The sequence below is a fragment of the Glaciihabitans arcticus genome, assembly GCF_004310685.1.
GTDB classification, from domain to species: Bacteria; Actinomycetota; Actinomycetes; order Actinomycetales; family Microbacteriaceae; genus Conyzicola; species Conyzicola arctica.
Map to the genome: position 1 here is coordinate 960,897 of NZ_SISG01000001.1, position 15,077 is coordinate 975,973.

Genomic DNA, 15,077 nt, shown 5'->3' on the forward strand with positions numbered 1-15,077 from the left:
ACGTCGAGCCTACGGTATTGTCAAAACGTTGTGATGCGCCGGATTGGCGGAATGGCAGACGCGGAGCACTCAAAATGCTTTGTCTAACGACGTGAGGGTTCGAGTCCCTCATCCGGCACCACGACCCCTCGCTCTCGACCAGTCCCGGTCGATGACTGCTTCGGGATGCCCGGCGCTCCTTCCCCGTCGCCGCTGCGCCCCGCGCGAATCCATTCAGAACAAACCATTCAGACGCATAAAAATGACACGCGTGAATACCCGTTCTGCGCACCTATAGACAGAGTGTTCTCCGGGGCCCTAGATTCACGAGAGACTGTGGGGACCCATCCCCCATCTGAAAGAGGACCCATTGACCAGCACGACCCCCTATAAGCGGATCGCCGCATCCCTCGTTCTCGCCTTTGTCGCCACTGTTTCGCTCGCGGTTCCCGCCCAGGCGGCCGAGTCCGCAGCTCCCCTGTCCTGCTGGTCAGACGCCGACACCGGCGAGCAGCAGTGCTTCGAGGATGACGCGACTCGCGACGCCGCCATCGAGGACCAGACGGGCACCGAGCTCAAGTCGGGAGCCGAGACCAACAAGGCGGCGAAGTCCACCACGAACGCGCGGGCTGCAGTGGCGGCGACGTACGTGCTCGCCACCTTCTACTGGTCCGCCAACTACACCGGCTCCACCTGGGTGATCACCTCCGGATACGCGTCGCTCTGCTCGACCTACTCCTACAAGGACGACATCGTGGGCGGCTGGAACGACCAGATCGGCTCGTTCAAGTCGTATGGAACCTGCAAGACAAAGCTTTCGGAGAACGCCAACTGGACGGGCTCGTCCTACGGTCCGGTCAAGCTCGGCCCGACCCTCGGCTACCTGGGTGACAAGGCGTCGTCGTACTTCATCACCGGCTAGGACCATCTGCGGCTAGCTCTGTCACGAACTGAGAAAGGAAGGAGGCACGATGATCTCGGATACCGAGCTGATCCAGCGAAGCATGGATCGGGACGATCGTGCCTTCAGCGAGCTCTTCGACCGGCATTCGACGGCGATCTACCGCTACGCCTTCCGCCTCACCCGCGACGCGGAGGACAGCCAGAAGCTCGTGCACGACACCTTCGTCACCGCGTGGAAGAGACTCGCCGACATCTCGCTCGTCGGAGAGTCCCTTCTGCCCTGGCTGATCGCCGCCTGCCGGGATCATGCTTTCGCGCTCCGGCGGTCCGCTCCCGAATCGTCTAGCCTGCCGCTCGAGTGGATCAACGCCGAACTCGCCAACCCACTCGCCAACGAGCAGTTCGCCCGCGGCCCCGAGGTCGAATGGGCCTACGCCGCAATCGAGCGTCTCGGCGAGACCGACCGCCGTCTGGTGGAGCTCTGCCTGTACGAGGGGCGTTCCTACGCCGAGGCGGCTGTGCTGCTGGGGCTGGTGCCGAGCACCCTCACCACGATCGTCGAGAGAACCCGGGGCAGGGCGCGCGTGCTGCTCTCCCGCTTCAAGGAATCCGAGGCCATGCTGTGAACTACCTTCCCCGCAACAGCGACGTCGAGTCGCAGTTGAGCGAGGTGCGGCACGACGTGCTCACCGAGATCAAACGTGTGCGCAGCCCACGACGTTCCACCCAGTTCCGGGTGATCCGCGCCCTGGCTCTCGGCCTCACCGCGACCATCGCCCTGACCGCCGGCGCCCTCGTGATCGTGCGGGCGACCCAGGAACAGATCAACTACTCGGTGGTCTGCTACTCGGGCGAGACCCTCGGTTCGCAGACCGTCACAGTCGAATCGCCTCCCGTGGTCGACGCGAGCGACGGAAAGGGCACTCGCCTGCGCGCCGATCCGATCTCGACCTGCGGCAACATGTGGCGCATGGGCATCGTCGGACAGGACGACTCGCCCGAGGACCCGAACACCGCCCAGTTCCCCGTGCCCGACATCGTCGGTTGCGAGCAGGCCGATGGTGTGGCTGCCGGCTTCCCGCGCGAGTTCCGCTCGATCACCGACGAGTACTTCTGCGCCCGCGTGGGCATGAAGGTCTGGAAGAGCTAGCCCGCAGCGATCTGCGCCCGGTAGGGCATCAGCGCGGCCTTCATCCCGAAACCGACGACGCCGACCAGGCGCCCGGACCGGTAATAGCCGGTGATCGAGTCGCCCGAGATCTCCCCCTCGAGCAGGCGGACTCCGTCGGGATCGGCGAGTCCGGGCATTCCGAAGGCCTGGATGCTGAGGTCGAACTGGTTGGACCAGAACGAGGGCATCGGCGTGAATGACTGCGCCGCGACATCCTCGAGACTGCCATCGTCGGCGAGGTAGGCGCCGAGCACGGCACCCGCGCGGCGACCCGTGTCTGTGGGAATGTTCCAGTGCTCCACGCGCCGCGGCACGGAGTCGAACATCGTGTTCGGGAAGCGCGCGATGTCGCCCACGACATAAATGTCGCTGTGAACCGTTCCGTCCAGGCCGATGGCGCGCATCGCCGGGTCGACCAGCACGCCGTCGATCAGATCGAGACCGGATGCCGCGAGCCATTCGTCATTGCAATCGGCACCGATAGCCTCCACAACGACATCGGCCGCAAGCTCCCGACCGTCGTCAAGAACCACTCCCTCGACCCGGGATTCCCCGAGAAGGGCCACAACGCTCCGTCCGGGCAGGAACTCGACCCCGTGAGCCTCGTGGCGCGCCTGCACCTCTGCGCCCAGCACGGGCCCGAGGGCGCGCTCCATCGGCAGCGTGTTCGACGAGACGACGGTCACCTCGCAGCCGAGCTTGCGCGCGGTCGCCGCGACCTCCGAACCGATGAACCCGGAGCCGTTCACGACCACCCGGGCACCGGGCACGAGCTCGTCACGCAAGGCCATCGCGTCATCCAGCGTGCGCAGGGTGTGCCGCCCGGCGAGCGGCGGCAGCGCGAGACGCCTGGGACGGAGGCCCGTGGCGACCACGAGGGCTCGCCACTCGCGCGTCGACCCGTCTGCGGTGGCAAGGGTGTGTGCGGCGACATCGACGGACGAGACGGGTGAGCCGAGCATCCAGTCGACATTGGCGGTTGCGGCGCGCTGCGGGAAGGCGACCGCCTCGTGGCTGACCACGGTCGACAGCACGTCCTTCGACAGCGGCGGACGATTGTACGGGAGGTGGCTCTCGTCGCCGATGACGGTGATCGGGCCGGCATAGCCGGACTTGCGCAGCGCCTCGGTGACCCGCAGGCCACCCATGGATGCGCCGACGACGACGACGGGGCGCGAATCGGCCACTAGGACAGGATTCGGATCGCCTGCATCGGGCAGACGTCGACCGCCGCCTCGATGTCGCCGCGATTCTCCTCGTCGGATTCGGCGGTGTACTCGAGTTTGTCGTCAGCGTCGAGACGGAAGATCTGCGGTGCCTCGAAGACGCACTGGCCGTAGTTCTGGCACATGTCCATATCGACCTTGACGGTTACCACTGCTGCTCCTGCACGTTCGACGGGTGATACCCGATTCTTTCACCTTCGCCCGATCGGTGCTGACCGGGTTAGCGCGCGAGCGGTCCGAGAACCGTTGACGGGTCGGTGAGACCCGGCAGCAATCCGTCGAGAAGCCCCGCGATCTGGCGCTCCTCGTACCCGAAGTGAGTCTCCATGACGGCCTCGATGCCGTCGAGGTGGCGCAGCAGGTCCTGCGGATTCCCTCCGGCGTTCAGTGTCGCCTCCAGGCCGCTGATGAGGTGCGAGATCATGCCGTGGTCGCGCATCAGGTTGGCGACGATGTCGGTGAGCTCGGGATGTTCGGCGAGCAGCGCGGGAAACAAAGCCATGTCTTCGCCCGAGTGGTGCCCGTCGAGCGCGACGCAGAAGCCCCAGCAGAAAAGGCGGATGTCCCGAGCCAGCGTCTCCGTGTCGGCTCCCGCTTCGACGGCCTCGCGCGCGACGGCCAGGGCATCACGCAGGCGGCCGTGCACGACCCGCAACTCGGATCCCCACGCAACCACCCGCTCGGCATTCACGGTAGAAGCGTAGCGTCTGACCCTGCTCTCAGGGTGGGCTACTACGGTCACGGACAGCAGGCGCACCAGCGCCGCGAATGGAGGATCTTATGAGCGACCCCGACGGAACAGACCTTGACCCGCAGCCCACGGAGACGCCCGGCATCGTCTCCCCCGGTTCGACGGCGACGGGCGCGGGAACGTCCGACCCGGCCGACCCGGCCGAGTTCGGCACGACCGAGGCTGACGTCTCCGACGGCAGCGAGCAGAAGCAGCCCCGTCAGGATTAGCCGGTTAAACGACACAAGGCGGGCCCCCGGTTGTGCCGGAGGCCCGCCTTGTGCGTGCACGAACGAGTCGTGCCCGACTTACTGTGCGTAGGCCGGAGCTGCCGCGTTCGCCGCGTCGCCCACGCGGTGTACGCGAAGGTCGTTGGTCGAACCCGAGATTCCGGGGGGCGAACCCGAGATGACCACAACGACGTCGCCGACCTCGGCGAGACCCTCGCCGAGCAGGATCTCATCGACCTGCAGGTACATGGCGTCGGTGTGGGTGACCCGCGGCACGAGGAACGACTCGATGCCCCAGGTCAGTGCCATGCGGCGACGGATCGCCGGGTCGGGCGTGAACGCCTTCATCGGGATCTTGAAGCGCAGGCGCGACATACGACGGGCCGAGTCACCGGACTCGGTGAAGACGCACACGTACTTGGCGTCGACGAAGTCGGCGACCTCAGCGGCGGCGAGCGTGATGGCTCCACCCTGCGTGCGGGGCTTGGTGCCGAGCGCGGGGATGCGCTCGAGTCCATGCTCCTCGGTGGACTCCACGATGCGCGCCATGGTCTGCACCGTGATGACCGGGTACTCGCCGACCGAGGTCTCACCGGAGAGCATGACCGCGTCGGCTCCGTCGAGAACCGCGTTGGCGACGTCGGATGTCTCGGCACGCGTCGGAACCGGGCTCGAGATCATCGACTCGAGCATCTGGGTCGCGACGATGACCGGCTTGGCCATTCGGCGAGCCAGCTCGACGGCGCGCTTCTGCACGATCGGCACGGCCTCGAGCGGAAGCTCGACGCCGAGGTCGCCGCGGGCGACCATGATCGCGTCGAAGGCGTCGATGATGCCCTCGAGGGCATCGACGGCCTGCGGCTTCTCGATCTTGGCGATCACGGGAACGCGAACGCCCTCTTCAGCCATGATCTCGTGCACGCGCACCACGTCATCCGCATTGCGAACGAAGGAGAGCGCGATGAGGTCGGCACCGAGCTTGAGGCCCCAGCGCAGGTCGTCCTCGTCCTTTTCGGAGAGGGCGGGAACATTGACGGCGACGCCGGGCAGGTTGATGCCCTTGTTGTTGGAGACAGGGCCGGCGACGATCACCTTCGTGGTGACGGTGCGGTCATCGGACTCGACGACCTCGACCTTGACCTTGCCGTCGTCGATGAGCAGGAAGTCGCCGGGAGCGACATCGCCGGGCAGACCCTTGTAGGTCGTTCCGACGAGATCCTTGGTGCCCTCGACCTCGTCGATGGTGATCTTAAAAATGTCGCCGACGGCCAGGTCGTGCGGGCCGTTGGCGAACTTGCCGAGGCGGATCTTGGGACCCTGAAGGTCGACCATGACGGCGACAGCCTTGCCGGAGTCGTCTGCAGCCTTGCGCACGTTGGCGTAGACCTCCTCGTGCACGGCGTAGGAGCCGTGGCTGAGGTTCATCCGGGCGACATCGACACCTGCATCGATGATCGCGCGGATGTTCTCATAGCTGGAGGTTGCCGGGCCGAGGGTTGCGACGATTTTCGCGCGTCTCATGAGTTCCTTAGTGGTTTCAGTGGTGGTGGTGGTGAAGCGGTGAAAAGCTACAGCGCGATGGCGTGGTCGGTCGGCTTGACCGGGAACGGCAACTGCGTCTCCCCTTCAAGGTACCGATCAACGGCGGATGCCGCAGCACGTCCTTCAGCGATGGCCCAGACGATGAGCGACTGGCCGCGGCCCGCGTCGCCCGCGACGAAGACGCCGGACTCGCTGGTCTGGTAGTCGCCGTCGCGCTCGAAGTTGCCCTTGCCGTCGAAGGGAACGGGCAGCTGCTCGGTGATGGTCTCGGGCTCGGGGCCGGTGAAGCCGAGGGCGAGGAGCACGAGGTCCGCGGGGATCTCGCGCTCGGTGCCCGCCTTGGGAACGCGGCGTCCATCGAGGTATTCGGTCTCGGCGACGCGGATCGCGCGCACCTCGCCCGCCTCGTTGGAGAGGAACTCGACGGTGGAAGCGAGAAAGACCCGCTCGCCGCCCTCTTCGTGTGCGCTCGAGATCTCGAAAAGCGTGGGGCTCGTCGGCCAGGGCTGGTCGCTCTGGCGCTCGGCGGGCGGCTGCTTGCCGATCGCGAGGTTGGTGACCGAGAGCGCCTGCTGGCGGTGAGCGGTTCCGATGCAGTCGGCTCCGGTGTCGCCACCTCCGAGCACAACAACGTGCTTGCCCTCCGCAGTGAGCTGCTCGGCAACGGTGTCGCCGGCGCCCACGCGGTTGGCCTGCACGAGGTAGTCCATCGCGTAGTGAACGCCGAGCAGGTCGCGTCCGGGGATCGCGAGGTCGCGCGGCACGGTCGAGCCGGTCGCGACGATGACGGCGTCGTAGCGCGCGCGAAGGTCGCTCCAGGTGATGTCGACACCGATCTCGACGCCCGAGCGGAACCGGGTTCCCTCGGCCTTCATCTGCGCGAGACGCGCCTCGATGTGCTTCTTCTCCATCTTGAAGTCGGGGATTCCGTAGCGGAGGAGTCCGCCGATCCGGTCATCCCGTTCGAAGACGGCGACGGTGTGTCCGGCGCGGGTGAGCTGCTGGGCGGCGGCGAGACCGGCGGGGCCGGAGCCCACGACCGCGACGGTCTTGCCGGTGAGGCGCTCGGGCGGGTGCGGGGTGACCCAGCCCTTCTGGTACGCCTCGTCGATGATCGACACTTCGACGTTCTTGATCGTCACGGCCGGCTGGTTGATGCCGAGCACGCACGAAGACTCGCACGGGGCGGGGCAGAGGCGGCCGGTGAACTCCGGGAAGTTGTTGGTCGCGTGCAGGCGCTCGATGGCCTGGTGACCCTCGCCGCGCCACATGAGGTCGTTCCACTCGGGAATCAGGTTGCCGAGCGGGCAGCCCTGGTGGCAGAACGGGATGCCGCAGTCCATGCAGCGACCCGCCTGCTTGCGCACCGTGGCGGAGTCGCCCTGCTCGTAGACCTCTTTCCAGTCCATGAGTCGCAGCGCGACGGGACGGCGGGCCGGGAGCTCGCGCTCCTGGACCTTCAGGAATCCCTTCGGATCAGCCACCGGTAACCTCCATGATTCTGCTCCACACGACGTCGCCGTCGGGGTCGAGTTGTTCGTCGATCGCTGTCTGCCGGATCGCGAGCACCGCCGCGTAGCCCCGGGGCAGCACCTTGGTGAAACGGCCGACGGTCTCGTCGATGTTCTCGAGCATGCTCGCGGCGAGGGTGGAACCCGTCTCGTCGCGGTGACGCTCGAGCAGGTCGGTCAGTATCGCGACGTCGGCGCTGCCCAGCGGCGAGAGCACGAGCTCCCCCGACGACAGCGAGTCCTGGTTGACGCGCTCGGGGCGGAGGTCGTGGATGTACGCCGTTCCGCCCGACATTCCGGCGCCCAGGTTGCGACCAGTGCCGCCGAGGATCACGGCGAGTCCACCGGTCATGTACTCGAGTGCGTGGTCGCCCACACCCTCGACGACTGCTGTTGCACCGGAGTTGCGCACCAGGAAGCGTTCGCCGACGATGCCGCGCAGGAACATGCTGCCCTGCGTGGCGCCGTAGCCGATGACGTTGCCCGCGATGACGTTGCGCTCTGCGGCGAAGACGCTGTGGGCATCGGGGCGGATGACGATCTGCCCGCCGCACAATCCCTTGCCGACGTAGTCATTGCTGTCGCCCTCGAGGCGCAGGCGGATGCCGTTGGGCAGGAAGGCCCCGAAGGACTGGCCCGCCGTGCCCTTGAGGTTGATCTCGATGGTTCCGGCGGGAAGACCGTTCTCGCCGTGCCTGAGGGTGACCGCGTTGCCGAGCATGGTGCCGACGGCGCGTTCGGTGTTACGGATCGGCAGCTCGATCGAGACGGGGGTGCCGTGCTCGAGCGCCGCCTGCGACAGGCGGATGAGCTCGACGTCGAAGTGCTTGTCGAGTTCGTGGTCCTGGCCGACGCGGTTGCGGCGCGGCTCGTCCTCGGCGAACTCCGGTCCGATGAGCACGGGTGTCAGGTCGAGTCCGTCGGCCTTCCAGTGCTCGATGGCGCCGTTCACGTCGAGAACCTCGGAGTGGCCGACGGCCTCCTCGATCGAGCGGAAACCGAGCTCGGACAGGTACTCGCGTACCTCCTGGGCCAGGAACTCGAAGAAGTTGACGACGAACTCGGGCTTGCCCGTGAAGCGCGCGCGCAGCTCGGGGTTCTGGGTCGCGACGCCGACGGGGCAGGTGTCGAGGTGGCAGACGCGCATCATGACGCAGCCGGAGACCACAAGCGGCGCCGTGGCGAATCCGAACTCCTCGCCGCCGAGGAGAGCCGCGATCACGACATCCCGACCCGTCTTCATCTGGCCGTCGACCTGGACGACCACGCGATCGCGCATGCCGTTGAGCATCAGAGTCTGCTGGGTCTCGGCGAGGCCGAGCTCCCACGGTGTGCCCGCGTGCTTGAGCGAGTTGAGCGGGGAGGCGCCGGTTCCGCCATCGTGGCCCGAGACGAGCACCACGTCGGCGAGGGCCTTCGTGACTCCCGCGGCAACAGCACCGATACCCGACTGGCTCACGAGCTTGACGTGCACCCGGGCGAGCGGGTTGGCGCGCTTGAGGTCGAAGATGAGCTGCTTGAGGTCTTCGATCGAGTAGATGTCGTGGTGCGGGGGCGGCGAGATGAGGCCGACGCCGGCCGTGGCGTGACGGGTGCGGGCGACCCAGGGGTAGACCTTGTTCGGCGGCAGCTGGCCGCCCTCACCGGGCTTGGCTCCCTGTGCCATCTTGATCTGGATGTCGGTCGCGTGTGTCAGGTACATGCTCGTGACGCCGAAACGCCCGGATGCGACCTGCTTGATCGAGCTGCGACGTGTCGGGTCGAGCAGGCGGTCGGTGTCTTCGCCGCCCTCACCCGTGTTGCTCTTGGCGCCGATGGAGTTCATTGCGATGGCGAGCGTCTCGTGCGCTTCGGCACTGATCGAGCCATAGCTCATCGCTCCGGTCGAGAACCGCTTGACGATGGATGACACGGGCTCGACCTCATCGATCGGAACCGGTGGCCGCAGCCCGTGCTTGAGCTTGAACAGCCCGCGCACGGTCATCAGGTTCTCCGCCTGGTCGTCCACGAGCTTGGTGTAGTCGCGGAAGATGTCGTAGCGGCGCTCGCGCGTCGCGTGCTGCAGGCGGAAGACGGTGTCGGGGTTGAACAGGTGCGGCGGTCCTTCGCGGCGCCACTGGTACTCGCCACCGGTTGCGAGGCGCTCGTGCACCATCGCACCGCCCTCCTCGGGGTAGGCGGCGGCGTGGCGGGCGGCGTTCTCGGCCGCGACCACCTCGATGCCGATGCCGCCGAGCAGGGTCGTGGTTCCGGTGAAGTACTGGTCCACGAAGTCGTTGCTGAGGCCGAGGGCCTCGAACGCCTGGGCTCCCGCGTAGGAGCTCACGACCGAGATGCCCATCTTCGACATGATCTTGAGTACACCCTTGCCGAGGGCCTTGATCAGGTTCTTGACGGCCTTCTCGGGGGTCACGCCCTGGATCATGCCGCTGCGGACGAGCTCTTCCGCCGTCTCCATGGCGAGGTACGGGTTGATCGCGGACGCGCCGTAACCGATGAGCAGCGCGACGTGGTGCACCTCGCGAACGTCGCCGGCCTCGACGACGAGGCCTACCTTCATCCGGTTCTCCTTGCGGATGAGGTGGTGGTGCACGGCGGCCAGCATCAGCAGTGAGGGCACGGGCGCGAGGTCGCGGTTCGAGTCGCGGTCGGAGAGCACGATGAAGGCCGCGCCGTTCTCGATCGCCTCGTCGGCCTCTGCGCACATCGCTGCGAGGCGCTTCTCCATTGCCTTCGGGCCCTTGTCGACGCGGTACAGGCCCTTGATGGTGACCGTGGGGCGTCGACCGCTCGCGGTCTCGAAGTGCTGGATCTTGGCGAGCTCGTCGTTGTCGATCACCGGGAAGTCGAGGATGACCTGGCGCGCGTGCTCCGGCGTGGCAGCCAGGAGGTTGCGCTCGGGGCCGAGCCCCAGCTTCATCGAGGTCACGACCTCCTCGCGGATCGAGTCGAGCGGCGGGTTCGTCACCTGGGCGAACTGCTGGGTGAAGTAGTCGAACAGCACGCGCGGACGCTCGGACAGCACGGCGACGGGCGTGTCGGAGCCCATGGCGCCGAGCGGCTCTGCACCGTTCTTGGCCATCGGCATGATCATGATGCGCACGTCTTCTTCGGTGTATCCGAAGGTGCGCTGGCGACGGCTGACCGAGGCGGGCGTGTGCACGATGTGCTCGCGATCCGGCAGGTCTCCGAGGTGGATGCGACCCTGGTCGAGCCACTCCGAGTACGGCTCGGCTGCGGCGAGCTCCTCCTTGATCGTGTCGTCTTCGATGATCTGTCCGGCGACGGTGTCGACGAGGAACATCTTGCCGGGGCGCAGGCGGCCCTTGCGTACGACGCGGCTGGGCTCGATGTCGAGCACACCGATCTCGCTCGCGAGCACCACGAGTCCGTCGTCGGTGACGAGGAACCTTCCGGGGCGCAGGCCGTTGCGGTCGAGCGTCGCGCCGACGAGGGATCCATCGGTGAAGACGAGGGCGGCGGGGCCGTCCCACGGCTCCATGAGCATCGCGTGGTACTCGTAGAAGGCCTTGCGAGTGTGGTCCACGTCGACCTGGTTCTCCCAGGCCTCCGGCACCATCATCATGATCGAGTGCGGCAGCGATCGGCCGGTGAGGCTGAGCAGCTCAACGACCTCGTCGAACGACGCCGAGTCGCTCGCGCCGGGCGTGTTGATCGGCAGCAGCGGACGAACGTCGCCGATGAGCTCGCTCTCGAGCTGCGACTGGCGCGCGCGCATCCAGTTGCGGTTGCCCTGCACCGTGTTGATCTCGCCGTTGTGCGCGATCATGCGGAACGGCTGGGCGAGCGGCCAGGACGGGAAGGTGTTGGTCGAGTAGCGCGAGTGCACGAGGGCCAGTTTCGACGTGAAGCGCTCGTCGGAGAGATCCGGGTAGAACGGCTCGAGCTGCAGCGTTGTGACCATGCCCTTGTAGACGAGCGTGCGGCTCGACAACGAGGGGAAGTAGGCGCCGTACTCGCGCTCGGCACGCTTGCGGAGACGGAAGACCTGGCGGTCGAGCTCGATGCCGGCCAGGGTCTTGCCCGTGTCATCCGTTCGGGTCGATGCGACGAAGAGCTGTTCGAAGACGGGCATCGCGCCGCGCGCGAGATCGCCGACCTCGCCGGGGCGGACCGGAACCTCGCGCCAGCCGAGCACGACCAGGTCTTCCTGGGCAACGATCGTGTCGATACCGGCCTTGATGGCGGCACGGGCGTCGTCGTCTACGGGGAGGAACGCCATGCCGACCGCGTAGCGACCCACGACGGGCAGCTCGAAGCCGGCAACGGCGCGCAGGAAGGCGTCGGGGATCTGCGTGATGATTCCCGCGCCGTCACCCGTGCCCGCGTCGGACCCGATGGCACCGCGGTGTTCGAGGTTGCGGAGCGCGTTCAGCGCGGCATCGATGATGTCGTGTCCGGCGGTTCCGCGCAGCGTCGCAACCATGGCGAGACCGCAGGCATCCTTCTCGTGACGCGGGTCGTAGAGACCTGCCGCCTTCGGGATCGAGCTTGCCTGCTCAAAGGGTGGCGTGAGAGCCATGGAGTTCCGTCCTCACGATGTAGGGATACAGAGTGGGACAACAGCGGCCCGTGAGTGTGTAACGCGTGAGATGTACGCGTGCGAAGGGAGAGAAGTTACCCGTGGCTGAAGGATTTGTGCCCTAGGGTTTGGTGACTTTTTCGCTTGAGGCTGCACCGCTTGTGGCGGATGTGCTGGTGAGCTCTTCGGAGGTGGTCTCGGCAACGTTGCCGGTATCCGAATAGGTCTCCTCAGAGTCTACCCCAGTCGCAATCGGCACCCACTCGCGACCCGTGACATAGGGGCTGGGTTCGGTTCCGGGATGACGCTTCGACTGCACGTAGATGATCGCGATTCCCAGGGCGATGGCGATGAGCGCCGCCCAGACGTTGACGCGGAGGCCGATGAAGTACTCGCTCGGGTCGATGCGGATCGACTCGAAGACGGTGCGACCGAGGCCGTACCAGATCAGGTAGACGGCGAGCGTCTTGCCCCACTGCAGGCGGAAGGCGCGCTCGGCAAGCAGGATCACCACGACGCCGATCGAGTTCCAGACGACCTCGTAGAGGAACGTCGGCTGGAACAGGGTGCCCTCGGGCAACCCCGGCGGGTAGGCGATGTTGCTGGACTCGATCTCGAGGCCGAGCGGGAAGTCGCTCGACACGGGAAGGCCGAAGAGCTCGTGGTTGAACCAGTTGCCGAAGCGGCCGAAGGCCTGGGCGAGCAGCAGGCCCGGGGCAACGGCGTCGGCGAAGGTCCAGAAACGGATGCCCGTGCGCCAGCAGCCGATCCAGGCGCCGATCGCTCCGCCGATGAGCGCGCCGAAGATGGCGATGCCGCCCTCCCAGACGTAGAACACGCTCAGGGGGTTGATGCCCTCGCCGAAGTAGTCGTTCGGGTGGGTCAGCACGTGGAAGATGCGGGCGCCGACGATTCCGAGCGGGATCGCCCAGATGATGATGTCGAGCATGATGCCCGGCTCGGCGCCGCGGTTGGTGAGGCGGCGGTGGGTCATCACACCTGCGACGACGATTCCGATGAGGATGCAGATCGCGTAGGTGCGGATGTTGAGCGCGTAGCTCTCGGGGATGAAGGCGAAAACGCCGTGCAGCCATTCGCCGAGCGGGATGACGAGGCCCTGCCAGGCGTAGTCGGGGCTCGGAATGCTGTGGGGAACGAACACGGGGGTGTCACCTTTCAAAAAGAAGAACGCAGCAAGCTTAGCTCGCGGGTCGGGTGCCGATCGCGAGTGCCGCGGCGGCGCGCGCGACGGCGTCCACTCCCCCGTCGGCGAGGGCTTTCACCAGAAGGGAGCCGACGATGGCACCGTCCGCGTACTCGAGAACCTCACGCACCTGCTCGGCCGTGGAGATTCCCACGCCGACGCACGCACTCGTCGAACCTGCGTCGCGCAGGCGGGCGACGAGCCCGCGCGCTGCGGAGTCCACGTCGGAGCGCGCACCGGTGATGCCCATTGTCGAGACGGCGTAGACGAAGCCACGGCTGGCCTGGACGGCCTGCTCGAGGCGGGCCGTGGTCGACGAGGGTGCGGCGAGGAAGACACGGTCCAGTCCGGTGCGATCCGAGGCAGCCATCCAGTCAGCCGCTTCATCCGGGATGAGGTCGGGTGTGATCAGCCCTGCACCGCCTGCGGCGAGAAGGTCATCGGAGAACCGTTCGACTCCGTACGCCAGTACGGGGTTCCAGTAGGTCATCATGAGAACGGGCGCGCTCACGCGGGCCGTGATCGCCGCGACGGCCTCGAAGCCCTGTTGGAGCTTGAAGCCTGAGGCGAGCGCCTGCTGCGTTGCCTCCTGGATGACGGTGCCGTCCATCACCGGATCCGAGTACGGCAGCCCGAGCTCGAGCACGTCCACGCCGTTCTCGACGAGGGCGACTGCCGCCTCGATGCTTTCGGCGAGGTTCGGGAAGCCGACCGGCAGGTAGCCGACGAGTGCGCCGGATCCGGCGGCCTTACGGGCCGCGATGGTCTCGGCTACTGCACTCATCGTTCTTCTCCCTCGGGCGTCGCATCTGCGGCGACCAGGGCCGCGGTGTCGAGGATGTCGAAGTACTTGCCGGCGGTCTCCATGTCCTTGTCGCCGCGCCCGCTCAGGTTGACGAGGATCGTGGCCTTCGGGCCGAGCTCCTTGCCGAGCTTGATGGTGCCGGCGAGGGCGTGCGCGGATTCGATGGCGGGGATGATGCCCTCGGTGAGCGAGAGCAGGCGCAGGGCCTGCATTGCCTCGTCGTCGGTGATGGGCAGGTAGGTGGCGCGGCCGAGGTCGTGCAGCCAGGAGTGCTCGGGGCCGACGCCCGGGTAGTCCAGCCCTGCCGAGATGGAGTGCGACTCCTGCGTCTGGCCATCCTCGTCCTGCAGCATGTAGCTGCGAGCCCCGTGGAGCACACCGGGTCGCCCCCTGGTCAGGGTCGCGGCGTGCCTGTCGGTCAGGTGGCCGTCGCCGGCCGCCTCGTAACCGTAGAGCGCGACATCCTCATCATCGAGGAAAGCGTGGAAGATGCCGATGGCATTGCTGCCGCCGCCCACGCAGGCCGCGACGGCCGTCGGCAGCGAGCCGGTGAGGTCGAGCACCTGCTGGCGCGCCTCCTCGCCGATGATCTTCTGGAAGTCGCGCACCATGGCGGGGAACGGGTGCGGGCCCGCCACTGTGCCGAAGATGTAGTTGGTGGTGTCGACGCTCTGTACCCACTCGCGGTAGGCCTCGTTGATCGCGTCCTTGAGGGTGCGCGAGCCGGTCTTCACTGACACGACCTCCGCACCGAGCAGGCGCATGCGTGCGACGTTGAGCGCCTGGCGGTCGGTGTCGACCTCGCCCATGTAGATGACGCACTCGAGGCCGAACAGGGCGGCGGCCGTGGCGGTGGCGACGCCGTGCTGGCCCGCGCCGGTCTCGGCGATCACCCGGGTCTTGCCGATGCGCTTGGTGAGCAGCGCCTGGCCGAGCACGTTGTTGATCTTGTGCGAACCCGTGTGGTTGAGGTCCTCGCGCTTGAGGATGACGCGCGCGCCACCCGCGTGCTGGGCGAAACGCGGCACCTCGGTGATGATGCTGGGCCGTCCGGTGTAGGTCCTGTGCAGCTCGGTGAGCTCGGCGGCGAAGGCCGGGTCGGCTTTGGTGAGCTCGTAGGCCGTACTCAGGTCATCGAGGGCCGCGACGAGCGATTCGGGAACGAAGCGTCCGCCGAAGTCACCGAAGTACGGGCCGAGTTCTTCGCGCAGGCTGGCCATCAGGCACCGTCTT

General features: G+C 66.9%; 13 protein-coding genes and 1 tRNA gene. 5 read left to right on the forward strand and 9 right to left on the reverse strand.

Annotation, left to right across the window (positions count from 1 at the left end; all coding sequences use genetic code 11):
• Nucleotides 1–37 precede the first annotated feature (37 nt).
• The 4 genes from EYE40_RS04510 to EYE40_RS04525 all read left to right on the forward strand — a co-directional run bounded on the left by EYE40_RS04510 (nucleotide 38) and on the right by EYE40_RS04525 (nucleotide 2,032).
• Nucleotides 38–121 (forward strand) — tRNA-Leu (locus EYE40_RS04510).
• Between the two features lie 228 nt (nucleotides 122–349).
• Nucleotides 350–901 (forward strand): hypothetical protein, encoded by a 552-nt coding sequence (locus EYE40_RS04515; RefSeq protein WP_130980831.1) that lies wholly within the window; start codon nucleotides 350–352, stop codon nucleotides 899–901.
• 49 nt (nucleotides 902–950) lie between these two features.
• Nucleotides 951–1,508 carry an RNA polymerase sigma factor gene (locus EYE40_RS04520; protein ID WP_130980832.1) on the forward strand — a complete coding sequence of 186 codons (558 nt, stop codon included), beginning with the start codon at nucleotides 951–953 and terminating at the stop codon, nucleotides 1,506–1,508.
• Nucleotides 1,505–2,032, forward strand: coding sequence for a hypothetical protein (locus EYE40_RS04525; protein ID WP_130980833.1), 528 nt, complete (start codon nucleotides 1,505–1,507; stop codon nucleotides 2,030–2,032). The genes EYE40_RS04520 and EYE40_RS04525 overlap by 4 nt, the downstream gene beginning before the upstream one ends.
• On the opposite strand, the gene EYE40_RS04530 is transcribed toward EYE40_RS04525, so the two are convergent.
• From EYE40_RS04530 to EYE40_RS04540, 3 genes are all read right to left on the reverse strand, one after another.
• Nucleotides 2,029–3,240, reverse strand: a complete 1,212-nt coding sequence (locus EYE40_RS04530; protein ID WP_240034714.1) for an NAD(P)/FAD-dependent oxidoreductase — start codon at nucleotides 3,238–3,240, stop codon at nucleotides 2,029–2,031. The genes EYE40_RS04525 and EYE40_RS04530 overlap by 4 nt on opposite strands.
• The gene (locus tag EYE40_RS04535) at nucleotides 3,240–3,431 is read right to left on the reverse strand and encodes a ferredoxin (RefSeq protein WP_130980834.1); all 192 of its coding nucleotides are present in this window, start codon (nucleotides 3,429–3,431) and stop codon (nucleotides 3,240–3,242) included. Before EYE40_RS04535 ends, EYE40_RS04530 begins: the two co-directional genes overlap by 1 nt.
• A 68-nt stretch (nucleotides 3,432–3,499) precedes the next feature.
• Nucleotides 3,500–3,970, reverse strand: a complete 471-nt coding sequence (locus EYE40_RS04540; RefSeq protein WP_130980835.1) for a hemerythrin domain-containing protein — start codon at nucleotides 3,968–3,970, stop codon at nucleotides 3,500–3,502.
• A gap of 89 nt (nucleotides 3,971–4,059) precedes the next feature.
• On the opposite strand from EYE40_RS04540, the gene EYE40_RS04545 reads away from it, so the two are divergent.
• The gene (locus EYE40_RS04545; RefSeq protein WP_130980836.1) at nucleotides 4,060–4,239 is read left to right on the forward strand and encodes a hypothetical protein; all 180 of its coding nucleotides are present in this window, start codon (nucleotides 4,060–4,062) and stop codon (nucleotides 4,237–4,239) included.
• Nucleotides 4,240–4,317: 78 nt separating this feature from the next.
• On the opposite strand, the gene pyk is transcribed toward EYE40_RS04545, so the two are convergent.
• The 6 genes from pyk to trpB form a co-directional block, all read right to left on the reverse strand.
• Nucleotides 4,318–5,760 carry a pyruvate kinase gene (gene pyk / locus EYE40_RS04550; RefSeq protein WP_130980837.1) on the reverse strand — a complete coding sequence of 481 codons (1,443 nt, stop codon included), beginning with the start codon at nucleotides 5,758–5,760 and terminating at the stop codon, nucleotides 4,318–4,320.
• A 47-nt stretch (nucleotides 5,761–5,807) separates the two neighbouring features.
• Nucleotides 5,808–7,265 carry a glutamate synthase subunit beta gene (locus EYE40_RS04555; RefSeq protein WP_130980838.1) on the reverse strand — a complete coding sequence of 486 codons (1,458 nt, stop codon included), beginning with the start codon at nucleotides 7,263–7,265 and terminating at the stop codon, nucleotides 5,808–5,810.
• The gene (gene gltB / locus EYE40_RS04560; protein WP_130980839.1) at nucleotides 7,258–11,835 is read right to left on the reverse strand and encodes a glutamate synthase large subunit; all 4,578 of its coding nucleotides are present in this window, start codon (nucleotides 11,833–11,835) and stop codon (nucleotides 7,258–7,260) included. The genes EYE40_RS04555 and gltB overlap by 8 nt, the downstream gene beginning before the upstream one ends.
• A gap of 121 nt (nucleotides 11,836–11,956) precedes the next feature.
• The gene (gene lgt / locus EYE40_RS04565) at nucleotides 11,957–12,997 is read right to left on the reverse strand and encodes a prolipoprotein diacylglyceryl transferase (RefSeq protein WP_420810037.1); all 1,041 of its coding nucleotides are present in this window, start codon (nucleotides 12,995–12,997) and stop codon (nucleotides 11,957–11,959) included.
• A 37-nt stretch (nucleotides 12,998–13,034) separates the two neighbouring features.
• Entirely contained in the window at nucleotides 13,035–13,823 is a 789-nt protein-coding gene (gene trpA, locus EYE40_RS04570) for a tryptophan synthase subunit alpha (RefSeq protein ID WP_130980840.1), read from the reverse strand.
• Nucleotides 13,820–15,064, reverse strand: coding sequence for a tryptophan synthase subunit beta (gene trpB / locus EYE40_RS04575; protein WP_130980841.1), 1,245 nt, complete (start codon nucleotides 15,062–15,064; stop codon nucleotides 13,820–13,822). Before trpB ends, trpA begins: the two co-directional genes overlap by 4 nt.
• Nucleotides 15,065–15,077: the final 13 nt, after the last annotated feature.

What these genes read in the sequence shown, in the direction of transcription:
- EYE40_RS04545 (WP_130980836.1), top strand. Translation starts at nt 4,060, where the DNA reads ATGAGCGACCCCGACGGAACAGACCTTGACCCGCAGCCCACGGAGACG.
- pyk (WP_130980837.1), bottom strand. Translation starts at nt 5,760, where the DNA reads ATGAGACGCGCGAAAATCGTCGCAACCCTCGGCCCGGCAACCTCCAGC.
- EYE40_RS04520 (WP_130980832.1), top strand. Translation starts at nt 951, where the DNA reads ATGATCTCGGATACCGAGCTGATCCAGCGAAGCATGGATCGGGACGAT.
- trpA (WP_130980840.1), bottom strand. Translation starts at nt 13,823, where the DNA reads ATGAGTGCAGTAGCCGAGACCATCGCGGCCCGTAAGGCCGCCGGATCC.
- gltB (WP_130980839.1), bottom strand. Translation starts at nt 11,835, where the DNA reads ATGGCTCTCACGCCACCCTTTGAGCAGGCAAGCTCGATCCCGAAGGCG.
- trpB (WP_130980841.1), bottom strand. Translation starts at nt 15,064, where the DNA reads ATGGCCAGCCTGCGCGAAGAACTCGGCCCGTACTTCGGTGACTTCGGC.